15 protein-coding genes and 1 riboswitch are annotated in these 17,145 nt (G+C 37.0%); of the genes, 5 read left to right on the top strand and 10 right to left on the bottom strand.

Annotation, left to right across the window (positions count from 1 at the left end):
• Window positions 1-6: 6 nt before the first annotated feature.
• The 7 genes from narI to ACFSO7_RS03430 all read right to left on the bottom strand — a co-directional run bounded on the left by narI (window position 7) and on the right by ACFSO7_RS03430 (window position 9,520).
• A complete protein-coding gene (narI, locus tag ACFSO7_RS03400) occupies window positions 7-720 on the bottom strand; it encodes a respiratory nitrate reductase subunit gamma (RefSeq protein ID WP_377876424.1) in 714 nt (237 codons plus the stop codon).
• 20 nt (window positions 721-740) lie between these two features.
• On the bottom strand, window positions 741-1,292 hold the full coding sequence (gene narJ / locus ACFSO7_RS03405; RefSeq protein WP_377875318.1) for a nitrate reductase molybdenum cofactor assembly chaperone: 552 nt from the start codon (window positions 1,290-1,292) through the stop codon (window positions 741-743).
• Window positions 1,279-2,829 carry a nitrate reductase subunit beta gene (narH, locus tag ACFSO7_RS03410; RefSeq protein WP_377875320.1) on the bottom strand — a complete coding sequence of 517 codons (1,551 nt, stop codon included), beginning with the start codon at window positions 2,827-2,829 and terminating at the stop codon, window positions 1,279-1,281. Before narH ends, narJ begins: the two co-directional genes overlap by 14 nt.
• Window positions 2,819-6,499 (bottom strand): nitrate reductase subunit alpha, encoded by a 3,681-nt coding sequence (locus tag ACFSO7_RS03415; protein WP_377875322.1) that lies wholly within the window; start codon window positions 6,497-6,499, stop codon window positions 2,819-2,821. The genes narH and ACFSO7_RS03415 overlap by 11 nt, the downstream gene beginning before the upstream one ends.
• A gap of 142 nt (window positions 6,500-6,641) precedes the next feature.
• Entirely contained in the window at window positions 6,642-7,691 is a 1,050-nt protein-coding gene (locus tag ACFSO7_RS03420; protein ID WP_377875323.1) for a M42 family metallopeptidase, read from the bottom strand.
• A gap of 151 nt (window positions 7,692-7,842) precedes the next feature.
• Window positions 7,843-8,874, bottom strand: a complete 1,032-nt coding sequence (gene ytvI, locus ACFSO7_RS03425; protein ID WP_377875325.1) for a sporulation integral membrane protein YtvI — start codon at window positions 8,872-8,874, stop codon at window positions 7,843-7,845.
• A 139-nt stretch (window positions 8,875-9,013) separates the two neighbouring features.
• Window positions 9,014-9,520 (bottom strand): CBO0543 family protein, encoded by a 507-nt coding sequence (locus ACFSO7_RS03430; RefSeq protein WP_377875327.1) that lies wholly within the window; start codon window positions 9,518-9,520, stop codon window positions 9,014-9,016.
• Between the two features lie 488 nt (window positions 9,521-10,008).
• On the opposite strand from ACFSO7_RS03430, the gene ACFSO7_RS03435 reads away from it, so the two are divergent.
• Both ACFSO7_RS03435 and ACFSO7_RS03440 read left to right on the top strand, forming a co-directional pair.
• Entirely contained in the window at window positions 10,009-10,308 is a 300-nt protein-coding gene (locus tag ACFSO7_RS03435; protein ID WP_377875329.1) for a hypothetical protein, read from the top strand.
• Between the two features lie 25 nt (window positions 10,309-10,333).
• The gene (locus ACFSO7_RS03440; protein WP_377875331.1) at window positions 10,334-10,594 is read left to right on the top strand and encodes a CGCGG family putative rSAM-modified RiPP protein; all 261 of its coding nucleotides are present in this window, start codon (window positions 10,334-10,336) and stop codon (window positions 10,592-10,594) included.
• Between the two features lie 41 nt (window positions 10,595-10,635).
• Here ACFSO7_RS03440 and ACFSO7_RS03445 read toward each other — a convergent pair whose 3' ends face one another.
• The 3 genes from ACFSO7_RS03445 to ACFSO7_RS03455 all read right to left on the bottom strand — a co-directional run bounded on the left by ACFSO7_RS03445 (window position 10,636) and on the right by ACFSO7_RS03455 (window position 13,571).
• Window positions 10,636-11,178: a GNAT family N-acetyltransferase gene (locus ACFSO7_RS03445; RefSeq protein ID WP_377875333.1), complete on the bottom strand. Its 543-nt coding sequence runs from the start codon at window positions 11,176-11,178 to the stop codon at window positions 10,636-10,638.
• Window positions 11,179-11,424: 246 nt separating this feature from the next.
• Entirely contained in the window at window positions 11,425-12,561 is a 1,137-nt protein-coding gene (locus ACFSO7_RS03450; protein WP_377875335.1) for a histidine kinase N-terminal domain-containing protein, read from the bottom strand.
• Between the two features lie 137 nt (window positions 12,562-12,698).
• On the bottom strand, window positions 12,699-13,571 hold the full coding sequence (locus ACFSO7_RS03455; protein ID WP_377875337.1) for a cation diffusion facilitator family transporter: 873 nt from the start codon (window positions 13,569-13,571) through the stop codon (window positions 12,699-12,701).
• Window positions 13,572-13,772: 201 nt separating this feature from the next.
• A riboswitch (TPP riboswitch) is annotated at window positions 13,773-13,877 on the top strand.
• A gap of 124 nt (window positions 13,878-14,001) precedes the next feature.
• Here ACFSO7_RS03455 and thiT point away from each other — a divergent pair.
• The 3 genes from thiT (at window position 14,002) to feoB (ending at window position 17,134) form a co-directional block, all read left to right on the top strand.
• A complete protein-coding gene (gene thiT, locus ACFSO7_RS03460; protein ID WP_377875339.1) occupies window positions 14,002-14,571 on the top strand; it encodes an energy-coupled thiamine transporter ThiT in 570 nt (189 codons plus the stop codon).
• Window positions 14,572-14,915: 344 nt separating this feature from the next.
• On the top strand, window positions 14,916-15,140 hold the full coding sequence (locus ACFSO7_RS03465) for a FeoA family protein (RefSeq protein WP_377875341.1): 225 nt from the start codon (window positions 14,916-14,918) through the stop codon (window positions 15,138-15,140).
• The gene (feoB, locus tag ACFSO7_RS03470; RefSeq protein WP_377875343.1) at window positions 15,140-17,134 is read left to right on the top strand and encodes a ferrous iron transport protein B; all 1,995 of its coding nucleotides are present in this window, start codon (window positions 15,140-15,142) and stop codon (window positions 17,132-17,134) included. Before ACFSO7_RS03465 ends, feoB begins: the two co-directional genes overlap by 1 nt.
• Window positions 17,135-17,145: the final 11 nt, after the last annotated feature.

Consider the following 17,145-nt stretch of genomic DNA (forward strand, 5'->3'; position numbering starts at 1 on the left):
TTTCTATTAGTCTTTTTTAACCTCAGAAGATACGATTTTATTTGGAGTCATCTTTCTATATATAATGTATTTTCGACCAAGATACTCAAGTGGTAGACTCCAAACATGCACGAGTCTGGTGAATGGCCAAATCGCAAAAAGTAGAAACGCTGCTAATACATGTAATTGAAATCCGATCGGCGTAACTGCCATCAATTCTGGCATTGGTCTGAATGTTAGGATTCCCCTAAACCATGGTCCAATGGTGTCTCTGTAATCAAAAGTCCCACCCGAAGCTGTATATCCTACTGTGTTTGTAAACCCTACTAATACGACTGCACCAAGAATAATTAGAATAAACAAATCTGTTTTTGAACTATTTCTTGCCACACGTTTTTTAGTCGTTCGTCTTAAGAATAGTAAAAAGCCTCCGATGACCGTTGCCACCCCAGCAAGCCCACCTAACCAAACCGCACCAAAGTGATACATATGTTCAGAAATGCCAATGACGTTGTAAAATCCTTTAGGGATTAAAATTCCTCCAACATGACCAAAGAAGACGAAAATGATCCCCCAGTGGAATAAAAGACTTCCCCATTTTAACAGATTATCTTTTTGAATAAATTGACTCGATTTAGCGGTCCAACCAAATTGGTCGTGATTGTATCGGTGAATATGACCTAAAACAAAAATGGTTAAAGCAATATAAGGAAAAACAACCCATAGAAAATAATCAAACATTGTCAATGAAAATCCCACCCTTAACTTGCGTTTCCTTTTTCAATCTCATTACTTTCTAGTTCAAACAGGCCAGAGAACGACTGCAAGCAAATTTCAATGATAAGCGCATAGGGGCTCTCTTCCTTCAATAAAGATTGTAAAAGATTTTCCATCGCCTTTTTATGAATAGCAAATAGCTTTCTCACAATGTGTTCATCAGCAACCGACGCAAATTCTAATATTAAAGGGAGATAGTCTGGTAGTTCCTCCTCCTTTAAGAAGAATCCGGCCTTAGCATACTCCATTTTTAACTTTACGAACCCTAAACCTCTTTCACGGTTATCACCAAATACACCGTAGGTTAAATACAAGGTTGATTGATCATTGAAATCGAATTGTTTCACGTATCGGTTGCATAGATCTTCAAATGTGATCGATTCGACAAACGATAAAAAGTCTTGGAACCTTTTCTTTGCATATCGATTTTCAAATGAGGTAATAAACTCTTTCATCTCTTGGTTATGAACCCAGCTATTTTCTGGATAACTTAAAAATGTGGAACAAAGCTTGAAGACGATTTTATCTTCTTCCATCATAATCGCCTCCAACCACATCTGCCCAGAATTGATCGCTAAAGGAATCGAAGTCGTAATCTTTCCCACTATTCGTAAAGCAATCTGAACAGCCCTCCATAAAATCAAATCCAGTTGATCCTTGACCACCGTACATATTTCCTACAAGCTCACGGTGGGCTTTTGGAATGACATAACGATCATTGTATTTCGCAATGGCAGATAACTCATACATTTCAATCGCCATTGCCTCCGTCATACCTACAGATTTTAAAATGTCCGTATCAAAGGGTTTTCCGATATTTTTGCTGCGCATATAACTTCTCATCGCAACTATTTTCTTTAGTACCTTACTTATAACATTCGTATCTCCCGCACTCATCAAATTAGCCAAATATTGCAAAGGAATTCTAAATTGGTCGATTGTAGGGAAAACAACCTTGGGATCTAATGAATCCATTTGTCCGTTAAATGCGTTCATAATCGGACTTAGTGGTGGGATATACCAAACCATTGGCAGTGTTCTGTATTCTGGATGGAGCGGTAAAGCGATTTTCTGTTCAACGGCAAGCTTGTAGATTGGTGAATTTTGTGCAGCTTCAATCCAATCTTCTGATATTCCAGCTTTTTTTGCCTCGGAAATGATTTTTGGATCATTTGGATCTAGAATGATACCAAGGTGAGCCTCGTATAAATCCTTTTCGTCTGGAACAGAGGCAGCTGACTTTACCTTATCCGCATCATAAAGAATAATTCCGATATAACGAATTCTTCCCACACAAGTTTCAGAACAAATAGTAGGTTGGCCATTTTCAATTCTTGGAAAACAAAACGTACATTTCTCTGCTTTCGTCGTTTTCCAGTTAAAATAAACCTTTTTATATGGACAAGCAGTCATACAATGTCGCCAGCTGCGGCAAGCATCTTGGTCAACTAAAACAATCCCGTCTTCCTCACGTTTATAAATAGCTCCAGAAGGACAAGACGATACACACGGGGCATTAACACAGTGTTCACAAATTCTTGGCAAATACATCATAAAGGTTTGTTCATATTCGGAAATGATGCTCTGATCTAAACCGTTCATATTTGGATCGTTTTTTCCCGTTTTGTAAACCCCAGCTAAATCATCCTCCCAGTTAGGACCCCAAGTAATATCCATGTATTCGCCTGTCAGCTGCGATTTCGGCCTGGCTACAGGCTGGTGCTCACTTGAGGGACTTTTAATGAGATGATCATAATCATATGTCCAAGGTTCATAGTAATCATCAATCTCGGTTAAATGAGGATTATAAAATAAATTTAGTAACTTACTCGCTCTACCACCTGCTTTTAATTCAAGTTTTCCATTTCTTAATTCCCAGCCACCTTTTCGAGTATCTTGATTTTCCCATTCTTTTGGATAGCCTACCCCAGGCTTCGTTTCAACATTGTTCCACCACATATATTCTGCACCTGGACGATTTGTCCAGGTGTTATTACAAGTAACACTGCAAGTATGGCAGCCAATACATTTATCCAAGTTCATGACCATTCCAAACTGGGCTTTAATTTTCAAGCCAATCGACCTCATTTCTTTCGATTTTACGTATGATAACCTGTTCATCCCGTTGATTTCCAGTAGGTCCGTAATAGTTAAAGCCGTAGCTCAGTTGGGCATAACCCCCGATCATTTGGGTAGGCTTAATGTGTATTCTAGTTGGACTGTTGAATGTCCCGCCTCGTTGTTTCGTGATGTTCGAGCCAGGTACATTAATCAAACGATCTTGAACATGGTACATAAACACGATTCCTTGAGGAATTCTGTGGCTGACAACCGTTCGGGCGACTACAACTCCATTGCGGTTGTACATTTCAATCCAATCATTGTCGTCAATCCCGACCCTTTCTGCGTCTTTATTATTCAGCCAAACATGTGGACCACCCCTGAAAAGGGTAAGCATTGGTAACGTATCTCCGTACGTACTATGATAGGACCATTTAAAATGTGGGGTTAAATATCTAAGTGTAAGCTCCTTATCTTGTGTCAATGGCTTATGATCGCGGTCATAGAAGGCTGCTTTTTGTAATGGACCTTTAAAGGTCGGAAGCTCTTCACCGAATTCAAGCATCGTTTCATGATCGAGATAAAAATGTTGTCTACCTGTTAATGTCCGAAATGGGATCATCCGTTCAATATTGGTCGTAAATGGGGAATACCTACGATTCCCTGTTTCCGATCCACTAAAGACAGGGGAAGTGATGACTTTTCTCGGTTGGGCTGTTATTTCATCGAAGGAGATGTGCTCCTCAGCTCGTTCACTAGCTAAATCGGTTAATTTTTGCCCTGTTTTTTCCTCCATTGCTTTCCATGCTTTCATCGCCATATGACCATTTGTTGTACTAGAAAGTGTTAGTATTGCTTCAGCAGCATTACGATCAGTAAATAGATTTGGACAATCATGATATTCCTTCGTATCTTTGGCAGGTCCAAGAATTTTTAAAAGTTGTTCGTACTCTGCCTTAGCATCCCATGAAATTCCTTTCGCTCCGATAACATCTTTAATTTTCGGACCAAGGGAAATGAACTTCTCATATACTTTTGAAAAATCCCGCTCAATGACATGAAGACGTGGAAAATTGAACCCAGGTTTTGGATCGATTTTTCCATCCTTCCAATCAGGAATGTGCCCAAAGGTTTGTGCAATTTCATCAGGCGAATCATGGAGAAGTGGTGTAGCGACGACGTCTTTAACTGGCTTTGGAAAATATTTTTCAGCCATATTAGAAAAGCGTTTGGCCAATTTTTTGAATGTATCCCAATCCGATCTACTTTCCCATGGTGGGGTGATCGCTGGATTGAATGGATGGATAAATGGATGCATATCTGTACTGCTAATATCGTATTTCTCGTACCAAGTTGCGGCCGGAAGAACAATATCTGAGTAAAGTCCTGTGCCTGACATGCGAAAGTCCATATTGATGAGAAGATCAAGCTTTCCATCGGGTGAATCGGATGAACTATCAATTTCATCTGTCGATAGGTTCGCTGTCTGGGCACTTAATGGATTCCCATGTGTACCGAGAAGATGTTTTAAGAAATATTCATGACCTTTAGCTGAGCTACCTATTAAGTTTGCTCGCCATACAAACATCGTTTTCGGGAAATTGATCGGATCACTAGGATTTTCAATTGAGAACTTCATCGATTTGTTTTTCACCATATCCACCATAGATTGAATCGCTTCTTCATTGCTATTTGCATTAATTTCGTCTAATAGCTTTAAAGGATTGCGATTAAATTGAGGATAGGACGGAAGCCACCCTAATCTTGCGGCTAATCCGTTGTAGTCTCCTAAATGTTTATATTTCGGTTTATCAATTAACGGTGAAATTTGTTGTTCGGCAAGCTGGTCCTCATAGCGCCATTGTTCTGTGGCAAAGTAGAAGAATGAGGTTCCATTTTGGAGTCTTGGCGGACCACCCCAGTCACGTGCCATGGCGATGGTTTGCCAGCCTTCAAGTGGACGAACCTTTTCTTGTCCAACATAATGAGCCCATCCGCCTCCATTTACCCCTTGGCAGCCTGTAAGTAATACTAGATTTAAGATCGCACGATAAATGGTGTCAGAATGATACCAATGGTTAATTCCAGATCCCATGATAATCATCGAACGTCCTTTACTATCAATCGCATTTTGGGCAAACTCTCTTGCAATTTGGGCGATTTGCTTCGCGTTTACTCCCGTTTTTTCCTCCGCCCATGCAGGCGTATACGTTTCAGGATCAGTATAATCCTTTGGATAATTGCCTTTTAAACCGCCACGGTCAACGCCAGTATTGGCGAGCATTAAATCAAAAACGGTTGTTACCCAAAGATCCTTTCCGTTATGACTAATTTTTTTAACGGGAACTCCACGTTCAATAATATCTTTACTTTCTTCGTTAAAATAAGGAAATTTAACCACAATGACTTCGTCTTCATTCCCCAATAAAGTGAGTGCGGGTTTAATATTTTCACTAAACTCGTCAGCAAGATGTAAATTCCATTTTTGGTCTTTTTCATAACGATGGCCTAAAGTACCATTTGGAACAACAAATCTCTTTTGAACCTCATCAAATACAACCGTTTTCCAATCCGCATTGGTCATATCCAATCCGAGGTCACTAGCACGTAGAAAGCGATCTGCGGTATACCCTTCTTTATGTGGCTTTAAGGTGATTAAGAAAGGTAGGTCGGTATATTTTTTTACATAATCCTGGAAGTAATCAACTTGTTGATCGACATAGAATTCCTTCAAGATTACATGGGTCATCGCCATACCTAGTGCACCATCCATACCAGCAGGAACAGCTAGCCATTCATCGGCAAATTTAACGAATTCGGCGTAATCTGGACTCACAGCAACTACTTTTGTCCCTTTATATCTTGCTTCTACCATGAAATGGGAATCAGGTGTTCTCGTTTGTGGCAAATTAGATCCCCAAACTAATAAATAGCTAGAATTATACCAATCTGAGCTTTCTGGTACATCGGTCTGTTCCCCCCATACTTGTGGGGAAGAGGCTGGCAGATCCGCGTACCAGTCATAAAAGCTCAATAGAGTACCACCGATTAAATTTAGGAACCTTGCACCGCCAGCATAGCTGACCATTGACATGGCTGGGATTGGAGAAAATCCAAAAATTCGATCGGGTCCAAAATCTTGAAGCGTATAAATGATTTGACTCACAATCATCGTTTCGATCAAATCCCAATCTGCTCGAACAAATCCACCTTTCCCGCGAGCCTTTTTATAGCGATTACTTTTTTCAGGATTGGTTGAGATTCTCCGCCATGCTTCAACAGGGTCATTTGTGGCTTTCATTTCTTCCACCCAAAGCTCAAGCAGGGCACTTCGGATATAGGGGTAACGAACTCTAAGTGGGCTGTAAGTATACCAGGAAAAGCTTGCCCCACGCGGACAGCCCCTTGGTTCATATTCTGGCATATCTGGTCCAGTTGTCGGATAATCTGTTTGCTGCGTCTCCCAAGTAATAATTCCGTCTTTGACATGAACCTTCCAGCTACACGAACCAGTGCAGTTGACACCGTGTGTAGTGCGGACCACTTTGTCATGCTGCCATCTTTCACGGTAATATTTCTCCGATTCACGACCTTTCGGTGAGAGTTCACTATGATCAGTAAGTTCTTCTGTCTTCCCGAAGTATTTCATCTTCTTTAGAAGCGGGGGAATTTTATTCATCATTTTATAAAAGTACTCCCTTTCCATTAATATCTCTTTTTGTTATCTCCTATAAGTGGTGTAATATGCGAAAATATGGAAAGTGGAATAAAAAAAGCCAAAGATGGAAGAAAGAAATCTTCTCGTCATTGGCTTTAGAATAATTTTATAGAACCATTTCTGACTGAACGTAATGGAATAAAAGTTTGGCTGTGTTTTCAATAGATGATATATGTGTACGTTCAAAGGCGTGTGAAGAATCAATTCCAGGGCCGATCAAGCCGTGAACAATATCGCTTCCTGAGCGAATGGCCGCTGATGCATCAGACCCATAAAAAGGATACAGATCGATTTTATATTTAATATCGTGATCCTCGCAAAGCTGGGTTAGTTTTTTTCGAAGTCCATAGTGATAAGGACCGCTAGCATCCTTTGCACAAATAGATACAGTATATTCATCAGTAGCTTGACCGTCACCCATTGCCCCCATATCAACAGCTAAATATTCGACAGTTTCAGGTGTAATATTGGAATTACCCCCATAGCCAATTTCTTCATTATTGGAAATGAGAAAATGAGTAGTATAAGGTAATGTAATATTGTCTGTTACAATTTGTTTCATTAGTTGCAATAAGATTCCGACACTTGCTTTGTCATCAAGGTGGCGAGATTTAATGTAACCACTGTCTGTTAATTCAACTCGTGGGTCAAAAGAGACGAAGTCCCCAACTTCAATACCAAGTGCACGCACTTCATCTGCACTATGTACTTTTTCATCAAGTCGAACTTCCATATTATCAATATTTCGTTCTGCTTTACCAGCATCCTTATATACGTGGACAGATTGTTGATGCATTAAAATTGTTCCGCTAATCGTTTTACCAGAAGATGTTTCTATTTGACAGTATTCACCTTCAATAGAGTTATATTTAAACCCACCGATTAAATCAATTTTTAATCGACCACTTGATTTGATTTCCTTCACCATTGCGCCAAGAGTATCTACGTGAGCGGTTAGCATGCGGTGTATCTGTGTATTTTTTCCGTGGATGGTTGCAATGAGTCCACCTTTACGGTTTCTATACGTTTCCACTTTAAGTTCTTTCAAAAATTTTTCAACAAACGTAATGACCGTATTTGTATTTCCTGAAGGGCTTGGAATGGAGACTAATTCTTTTATTAAGTTAAGAGTTTCTTTTGAGCAAGGATATGGCATTTTAATACCTCTCTTCTATGTAATGTGAAAAACATTTCCTCTAAAAATTATACAATTGTTAAGAGGAAGATGAATAGTTAAAAGTGTATGTATTGATAAAATTGTTTGAAAACATATAAAAAAAAAGCACCCCTCAAAGAGATGCTATCAATTAGATTCTAAAATTCAACTTAATAATGTTTGCTTTTACTAAAGTGTTCCAGACGATAACAATCCCAGGTCCAACGAACATTCCAATAAAACCTATGAGTTTAAAACCGATAAATAAACTAATTAGTGAGGCAAGAGGTGAAATACCTAGATTTTGGGATAATACTTTTGGCTCTATGATTCTTCTAATTATAGTTATTAAGACAAACAATAAGATGAGTCCTGTTCCAAGGAAATCATTATTTTGCAAGAAAGCAACCACCGCCCACGGCACTAAAACCGATCCCGTACCGAGAATAGGTAAAATATCTACGATCACAATCAACAAGGCAATAGCTGATTTATATGGGACTTGTAAAATCCATAAACCGGTAAAAGCTAAAAGAAAAGTGATAAAGCTTAGGATGATTTGAGCTTTGATAAATCCAATGGAAGCATTTGCTAATGGTTTAAGGACAAGATTAATTTTCTCTCTTGTTTGGTCTTTTAAATATGAATTAAACTTATTGATAATATTTGGAAATTCTAAACTGATCAGAAATAAGGCAATTAAATAGATGAGAAATTCCACTAAAAAACTAGGAATAGTTGTCAACAGGGAGATTATTGCTTCTCCAGTATTTCGTAAAAATTGATTTAATCCCTCAATATTATTCTCAAATGATTTTTCAATAGAGGAAATGACATCAGGCGGTAAATTACTTACATATTGTTCCCATTTCTTGATCAATGGATAGATACCTGACTCGTAAAAATTAATCACTACATGAGTGGTTTGTTTTGAAATTTCGGTTGCCTTTTGTGTCAGTGTAGATACAGCGTAATAAAATGATAAAAATAAAAGAATGATATAACTTAGAAAGGTGACAAGAACGGCTTGAAGACGTTTAAATCGAACCTTTTGAATTAGTGTTTGGATCACCCGTTCTAGCATAGCTGCAGTGATTCCAGCAAATACGATTGGTAACATGTACGGTAATATGAGATATAAAATAATTAAGCCAATTATGATAAAGGTCCATTTTTTCCACATAAAAGTAACTCTCCTCGAAACATCAATTAACAAAAGACACTAAGATAATTATAGAGTGTTACCTACAGAATGTATATTTATAAACATAAAATTCTTTCAAGTAATAAAAAAGACCCCTATCAAGGGGAAGAGTAAGTTTCTATTTTAAAGGAATATCGAAAATTTGAAGTAAAGTGATAATAATGATGATCGACAGAAAATAAGAAAGAAAAGGTCGGGTGTAATGTAGTCGTATCATGGTGTACATCACCACATAAAAAAGTGGTTCCATCCAATAAGTATAGCCATTATTTAATTCTATTTTTTTGAAATAGATGTAAATATATTCAATGATTGTAGAAACGATGATCCATTTAAAAATATAAAAAAATTGCTTTGTACGGGCTTGTTGAAATGGAAAATTCGATAAGAACATTAAAGTTATCCCTGGGAGAATGATAAATGTATATAAAAGGGCCGTTAAGACATGTGATTTAGGGAAACCACTGGGAATGTATTGCCAAAGAAGTTTCTCAGCGCAAAGCACCTCATATAATAAATTTAAAATGATAACGTAAAAGATCGTAATAGCATACTTTGGCCATTCCCTCCAGTTTCCTTTATAAAATGAAAGAATCCCAATTAGACCAGTCAGAAACAAATGCATATGAAAACCCCTTAAGTATAAGTACGATATTAACTCTTTCCAAAAGTATTATTTCCAAATAAATGGAATATAATCCGAAACGTTACTTTACCGCATTAAAGTAACGGGGGACTGACCCCCAGTACTTTAACGCGATAAAGAGGATGGGTGCTTGACAATAATTTTGTGTACCTCATAACGCTATACGGGTTTAATCGGGCCAATAGAACTTTATGAAACAAATCCCGATATCCCTGAATTGAAAAATTTGTTAATAGAACGAAAGCATAAGGCTACAATAGATATGATTCATGATACTACCCCTTGGTGGGATTGGAATTGGTAAAGAGACAAAGCATATAATAAGTTAAAACATCTATCGTTAAAGTAAGAAAAGGGTCTGTTTCTACTCATGAGAAACAGACCCTTATTGTTGCTGAAATTGTAACATATTTTATAAAGAAATGATGATAATATTTATTTATAAACTGAAGAGGAGACATGTGAATATGGATCGATTATTGAAAGCAATAGAGGAAATAAAAACAGTTGTCCTCTCTAATCAAAGTAAACTAGAAAGTATTGAAAAAAGACTTTCACGACTTGAAAAGGTAGATAGTATTGAACATCGAGTGGCGGTTAATCAAATTGATCTTTCAGATATAAAAGAAGTGTTAGAAGGTATTAAAGAGAACTTTCTTATCGATGGGGGAAGTGAAATAAAAAATATTCATAAGAGATTAGATTCCCATCTGATCAAACTTGCTAGAGCTGAAGAGGATATTATTATTTTAAAGACAAAATCGTAAAGACGTGTACTTTAAAGGAGTATTTATGGATAAAGATTGGACAAAAGATCTTGAGCATGATGAATACGAAAACGACATTGACATAATTTTGAAAGATGCCATAAAAGCAGTTGAAGACACTTCACCAGGAAAATTTGTTAATCTCGTGACATCTAAAAATTTTGGGAGTCCCGTAGTATATTTGCAACCATTAATTGAAGAGGTTTTTAAAGATACAGTTTCATTAAAATTTATTGATCAATGTGGATGCGGTGGATATGTATTAAGGGTATGGAAACTAAACTAGCATAATCATTAGTGGGGGACGAACCCTCACTAATGAAATCTTCACTTAATCCAATCTTTTTTTAACATTCCGTAAACAATTAAATCATGAAAACGTCCATAAAGTTTTTCCCCATCACGAATAATTCCTTCTTGCATAAAGCCTAATCTTTCGGGGATCGCACGACTTTTGTCATTATAGGCACCACATCTTATTTCCACCCGATTTAAATGAAGTTCAAAAAAAACATAATTAAGAATTGCTTGTACAGTTCTCGTCATAATTCCTTTCCCTTGAAACCCTTCTGCTAGATAGTAGCCAATTGTTGTTTGGTGATTATTCCAATCGATTTGATGAAGTCCGATGGCCCCTACTAATCTTCCTTTAAAACGAATTCCTAAATTAAATCCATTATTATCGGCAAATTGTTTTAACCACATAGGAATGATTGAGTGGTACTGTAACGGAGATTCCATGGAGTCTACCCAAGGTAACCATTCGCGTAAATGAAGACGATTTTGATCGATTAGATAAAAAAGCTCTTCAGCGTGATGAAGCTGAAACAATTGCAATTCAATATCTGAATCTACTTTTAATGTAAACATTTTTTCACCTTTCCTTTTTCAAAAGATAAGAAAACATTTTCAGACTTCGAAAATTGGTCTAGTGCAAGCGTCTTATCCCCGACGTACTGGAAGTACTAGTGTCGACAATGCGACAGGACGCTGCGCTTTTGTCTACCACGAGGTAAAATGTTCGCCAGCCAAAAATTCAAAGAATGACTTTCCGGCTGGCGAAGCATTTGCTTGTCGGGGCTGATCAAGGCGCCCGCGCTTTTCTTATTGTTTCATTCATTTATATATGGATGAGTTTAAGGGAAGAATAATTGAGAATACCGTTTGATCTATACTAGAATAACAGTTTAAATCTCCTTTATGTTTTTCGATAATTTCACGGCAAACAAAAAGACCGAGACCAGTACCTAGCTTCTTTGTTGTAAAGAAAGGCTCAAATATCGTTTTTTGAAGCTCTTCAGGAATTTTCGGTCCATTATTACCGATATTAATTTGGATAAAGGATTCAGATAACAAATTACACTTAATATGAATAACGGGTTCTTCCATTCTATGGTGTCCTAATACATCAATCGCATTAAAAATGATATTAATTAGGACTTGTCGAATTTCATCCGCGTATCCATATAGATCAACATCATCTATAAATTCTTTTATTATTTTCACTTTAACATCTAGTATGCTTGGATAAAGGAACACAAGTACTTCTTCAAGTAAGGTATTTAGTGAAAAGGTGGTTTTTTCCTTTCCGATAAGTTCCTTTTTCGATAACAAAAGGAACTGAGATATTCTAAAATTGAGTTGTTCAAGTTCATTCGAAATAATATCTAAATACTTCATACCTGGATACTCTGACTTTATAAGCTGTATAAAGCCTTGGATCGAGGTTAATGGATTCCTAAATTCATGAACAAAACTAGAGGTCATTTGCCCAAGAAGGGTTAAGCGATCTTCGTGGGTGGAATCAATCATCTGTGTTTTTTCCTCAATGATTTTATTTTTAGCATCAGTATAGCTAGAGATCGCAAAGTATAAGAATTTATCAAAGTTATAATTGATTTTTTTTATCGCTTCTTGAATGACATCCCAGCTAAGTTTGGTTTCTAGTAACCTTTGGTGGATAAGCGTTCTACCTATACCAACATTATTAACAAAATCACCAATATTGATATTTGCTTGAACTCTTTCTTTGACTACTCTTTCAGCAAGATTCTGAATGAGATTTTCAATTTGATTGTCTGGAAGCGCATAAATATTCAAGAGGATATTAAACATAGACTCGCCATTTTCACGAATTTGTCTTATAAATGGATCTTCACTGGAGACGATAATTGATTCGGCCCATTCATTTAACATTTCTTCTCTATGAGTTGATAAATAGTCGATTAATTTTATTTTAGTATTGGATAACATCTCAAACCTCCATGGTTTCCAAGAATGCTTCTATGTTATCAATAGTATTCGAGTCATTTTGGTAATTTCCTCTATCGAGTTTTGTAGAAACGTAAGAAATTATGACGAAAAATATTGAAAATGAGGATGTATAATCCTTAATTATCAAAAAATGGTTCAATATGGATAAAAGCATTTTCTACTTCATGTTTTTCTTTAAGAAGGCTCTCAATTTCTTCCGTTATGCGATGACTTTCAATCACATCGAGTTTTGGGTTCACGTGAATCGTTGTTTCTAAAAAAATATAATTCCCATGTGTCCTTGCTTTGACATCTGTTACATCCAAAACCCCTGGTGTTTCCTTAATCGTTTTTTCAATATTTAACAATTGCTCTTGATCAAAACCATCAGTCAATGTGTGGGTAGCCTCTGTGAATATATGCCAGGCTGTTCTACAAATAATTAATCCAACGATCACAGCCGCAACGACATCAAGTAATGGTATTCCAATGTATGTTCCAACAATTCCAATAAAAGCACCAATACTGACAAAAGCATCTGAACGATTATCATACGCAACAGCTTTGATGGAAGCGCTTTTAATTTTACGACTTAGAGAAAGATTGTACCGATAAACACCGAACATCACCATTGCAGAAAATAGTGCTGTCCAGGCAGTTATCCAATCTGGATGGGAAGAATGTTGAGAGAAGAAAGATTGGACCCCTCCAATAATGACATTAACCCCAACAGACATCATAATAAATGCTGCTACAAGTGAAGCGATAGATTCTGCACGGTAATGTCCGTACAAATGATTGTCATCAGGCGGTTTTCTAGCTATCTTTAATCCAATTAGGACTGCTATCGACGCGATAATGTCGGTAGAGTTATTTAAGCCATCTGCCCATAAACCTTCTGAATGGCCGATTTTTCCAATTGTTAATTTAATTGTAGCTAATATGATATAGGCAAAAATGCTAATCCAAGCACCTTTTTCTCCTGCCTTGAGTTGAGAATTCGTTTCCATGTAGTGACCCCCATTATGTAAATAGCATTTATACCTTAACAAATGAAATCCATGTGGGTCTATAGAAAAAATGTCTACTTGATACAGGTCTATTGAAGGCAGTGAAATAATTTGGCTGTAGGAAAAATTTAAATAGATTGTAAGTTTTACTTGTAAAGAAGATAAAATCATTGTATAGTCAAGATGTTTGAATAAATAAATATTATCCACAAGGGGAGCCGACATTCGGCTGAGAGTGAGCGTTTGAGTTCTAACCCTTTGAACCTGTTAGTTAATGCTAGCGTAGGAATGTGGTTTGGGATCGAAGCAATGTGGACCGTCCAAAACCGTCTATATTGCTTTTTTATTTACCAAAAAACTGAAAATCTATACGTGAGTAACGCAGAGGGTTATAATCAAACGTTTCCGAAAATTAAGGGGGAAACGGAGAATGAAACAGAACAAAACATTATTTTTAGTAGAGATTGCGATCTTTACAGCATTGGCTTTTTTATTAGATCTCGTATCGGGCTTTATTTTTTCAAGAATATGGCCGCAAGGTGGGTCGGTTTCGATTGCGATGGTGCCAATCTTCTTAATGGCGTTTCGTTGGGGAATAAAGGGCGGTGTCTTAACAGGCTTTTTATTAGGATTACTTCAATTTGTACTAGGATATTCGCAAATCTATACTCCTGTACAAGGTATTATTGATTATTTAGTGGCATTTTCCGTTGTTGGATTGGCTGGAGTTTTCGTTGGTCAAATCAAGCTAGGTGTTCAGAAACAAAAAAAAGGCCAATGGATGCTTTTTGCAACAATTGGGATTTTTATCGGAAGTCTTTTAAGATTTCTTTCTCATTATTATACAGGAATTGTCTTTTTTGGTGAGTATGCACCGAAAGGTACGCCAGCTGCACTATATTCATTCATTTATAATGGAACATATATGCTTCCGAGCTTTATTTTAAGTGCCATCATTGTTATTTTAGTCATTAGTGCTGCACCGAAGAAAATGATATAAAGTGAAACTTCCGTCAATGGGGGTGTTCTTCATCCCACACTGATGGTTAGTTGAACCAATACGGGCAGTTGACCCCGACCTATCTTCTTTGTTCTCTTAGAATCTTGAGGTGGGGGTCTTACTGCCCGTTATGTTGGGATAAATGTGAAGGTCAAACCGGCGAAATTTTGCGGTTTGGCCTTTTAATTTTGTCAACTTTGTGACAATTTTGATTTAAGCTTTTAACACGTCCCGTCATATCAACATTTAGGTTTGATCCATGTGATAAATTCCATTGATAAGGACTCTCAATCATGTTATAAAGAAAGAGAATCATTCTCATTTATAAGAAACAGGTGGTAAAAATGTTAGGTCAACTCAAAGCAGGTGAGAAGGGAATCATCTCCAATATTTCAAAAGTAGATGCCCTTGTAAGACGGCGACTTCTTGATCTTGGGATTATGGAAGGATCAGAGGTGTGCATTAAATGTATCATGCCGTTTGGTGGACCTTTTATGTTAGAGTACTGTGGTCAATGTGTAGGAATACGTCGTAAAGAAGCAAACAGAATTGAAGTGGAGAGATTATAATGGATATCGCATTACTAGGCAATCCAAATACGGGGAAAACTTCATTATTTAATCATCTCACTGGTACATATGAATATGTAGGCAACTGGAGTGGCGTTACCGTTGAGAAAAAAATTGGTCAATTTAAAAATAAGCGTGACCAATTAATTGATTTACCTGGAATTTATACTCTTAATCCTTTGTCTAAGGACGAGGGAGTCGTAACGAATTATTTTCTTACTGAACATCCTGATAAACTTTTAAATATATTAGACGCTTCACAGTTAGAGAGAAATCTCCACTTAACTCTTCAACTTTTAGAGTTTGAAAAACCAATTATCATTGGATTAAACATGCTTGATGTAGCAAGAAATCGCGGTATTCAAATTGATGTAGAACTCCTATCTAAGAGATTAGGAATAGAAGTAAATCCAGTCATCGCACGAAATGGGCAAGGCTGTGATGAATTAGCTAATCGAATTGCTACTAGTCAGCCATTTAAATTGGCTGAACCAATCGTTGATTACGGGCAAGAGATGGAGGCTGCAATCAAGCAGGTTACGAAAATGCTTGAAGGACAAAAGACACCATCCACAAGGTGGTTAGCCCTTCAATTATTCGAGGGAAATCCATATGTTAAGGAATATTTATTGCAGCGGGTGGGCCCTACGGAACTTTTAAAAATAGTTGAGGATTTAGAGAGTTCAGTAGATAGTAAGTCTTTAGACAGATTTATTTATCAAAGAAGAAAACACTTCATACAATCTATCATAAATGAATCGGTCACATTTACGAAAAAGGAGCAAACACCTCTATCAGAAACAATCGATAAAATTGTGACGAATAAATTTTTAGGAATGCCGATTTTCTTCTTATTAATGTATTTGTTATTCATGCTTACCTTTAACTGGCTTGGCTTTCCGCTATCAGATATGTTAGATGCATTAATCTCTGGTCCCTTAACAAATGGGGCTAATAAACTCCTTCATTTGATTGGGGCATCGACGTTTATTCATTCATTAGTAGTAGATGGAATCATCGCAGGGGTTGGTGGGGTCATTGTCTTTGTACCCCAAATCTTTATTTTGTTTTTCTTTATCTCCTTACTAGAAGACTCGGGATATATGGCAAGGGTTGCTTTAGTAATGGATCGTATTATGGAGCATGTAGGCTTAAATGGAAAAGCATTTATTCCAATGATCATTGGTTTTGGTTGTAACGTCCCAGGAATCATGGCAGCTAGAACGATTGAAACTCCGAGGGAACGATTATTAACAATCTTACTTACTCCCTTAATGTCTTGCTCCGCTCGTCTACCTGTTTATGCTTTATTTGCTGGAACTTTTTTTATTAAACAGGAAGCGCTAATTGTTCTATCATTATATATACTCGGAATTATTGTGTCGTTGCTACTTGCAAAGATTTTTTCGAAAACATTATTAAGCGGGGAAACTTCCTTATTTGTAATAGAATTGCCTCCATATCGATTGCCACAGGGAAAAGCTTTATGGAGAAGCACATGGGATAAAGGTAAAGGGTTTGTAAGAAAAGCAGGAACTTTTATTTTTGCAGGTTCAGTCTTTATTTGGCTACTTTCCTATGCGGGTCCAGATGGACTGAATGTCAATATGGACGATAGCTATTTAGCGGCAATCGGTGGCGTGTTCGTCCCATTGTTGCAGCCAATTGGGTTTGGTACGTGGCAAGCAGGTGCTTCCTTGCTTACAGGTTTTTTAGCAAAAGAAGCGATTATCTCTACAATGAATATTATTTATTTTGTTCCTAATGAAGCTTCTCTTCAAGGCGTATTAGCTACTTCATTTACACCTTTAGCCGCCTATAGTTTTATGGCTTTTATTTTGTTATATATCCCTTGCTTAGCGACGGTGGCTACGATTTATAAAGAAACTGGCTCAAAGAAATGGACTTTATTTTCGATTGCCTATGCTTTAATCGTTGCGTATATTATTGCTTTAGTCATTTATCACGTAGGAAAGTTGCTTGGCTATTCATAAGAAGGAGTGGG

This window comes from Bacillus sp. CGMCC 1.16607 (genome assembly GCF_042683745.1).
Taxonomy (GTDB): domain Bacteria; phylum Bacillota; class Bacilli; order Bacillales; family Cytobacillaceae; genus Pseudoneobacillus.

Excerpts from the sequence above, each read along its gene's own strand:
- thiT (WP_377875339.1), top strand. The coding sequence starts at position 14,002 with ATGAAACAGAACAAAACATTATTTTTAGTAGAGATTGCGATCTTTACA.
- ACFSO7_RS03450 (WP_377875335.1), bottom strand. The coding sequence starts at position 12,561 with ATGTTATCCAATACTAAAATAAAATTAATCGACTATTTATCAACTCAT.
- narI (WP_377876424.1), bottom strand. The coding sequence starts at position 720 with ATGTTTGATTATTTTCTATGGGTTGTTTTTCCTTATATTGCTTTAACC.
- ACFSO7_RS03455 (WP_377875337.1), bottom strand. The coding sequence starts at position 13,571 with ATGGAAACGAATTCTCAACTCAAGGCAGGAGAAAAAGGTGCTTGGATT.
- ytvI (WP_377875325.1), bottom strand. The coding sequence starts at position 8,874 with ATGTGGAAAAAATGGACCTTTATCATAATTGGCTTAATTATTTTATAT.
- ACFSO7_RS03445 (WP_377875333.1), bottom strand. The coding sequence starts at position 11,178 with ATGTTTACATTAAAAGTAGATTCAGATATTGAATTGCAATTGTTTCAG.
- ACFSO7_RS03420 (WP_377875323.1), bottom strand. The coding sequence starts at position 7,691 with ATGCCATATCCTTGCTCAAAAGAAACTCTTAACTTAATAAAAGAATTA.
- ACFSO7_RS03465 (WP_377875341.1), top strand. The coding sequence starts at position 14,916 with ATGTTAGGTCAACTCAAAGCAGGTGAGAAGGGAATCATCTCCAATATT.
- ACFSO7_RS03415 (WP_377875322.1), bottom strand. The coding sequence starts at position 6,499 with ATGATGAATAAAATTCCCCCGCTTCTAAAGAAGATGAAATACTTCGGG.
- ACFSO7_RS03435 (WP_377875329.1), top strand. The coding sequence starts at position 10,009 with ATGGATCGATTATTGAAAGCAATAGAGGAAATAAAAACAGTTGTCCTC.
- feoB (WP_377875343.1), top strand. The coding sequence starts at position 15,140 with ATGGATATCGCATTACTAGGCAATCCAAATACGGGGAAAACTTCATTA.
- ACFSO7_RS03430 (WP_377875327.1), bottom strand. The coding sequence starts at position 9,520 with ATGCATTTGTTTCTGACTGGTCTAATTGGGATTCTTTCATTTTATAAA.
- ACFSO7_RS03440 (WP_377875331.1), top strand. The coding sequence starts at position 10,334 with ATGGATAAAGATTGGACAAAAGATCTTGAGCATGATGAATACGAAAAC.
- narJ (WP_377875318.1), bottom strand. The coding sequence starts at position 1,292 with ATGGAAGAAGATAAAATCGTCTTCAAGCTTTGTTCCACATTTTTAAGT.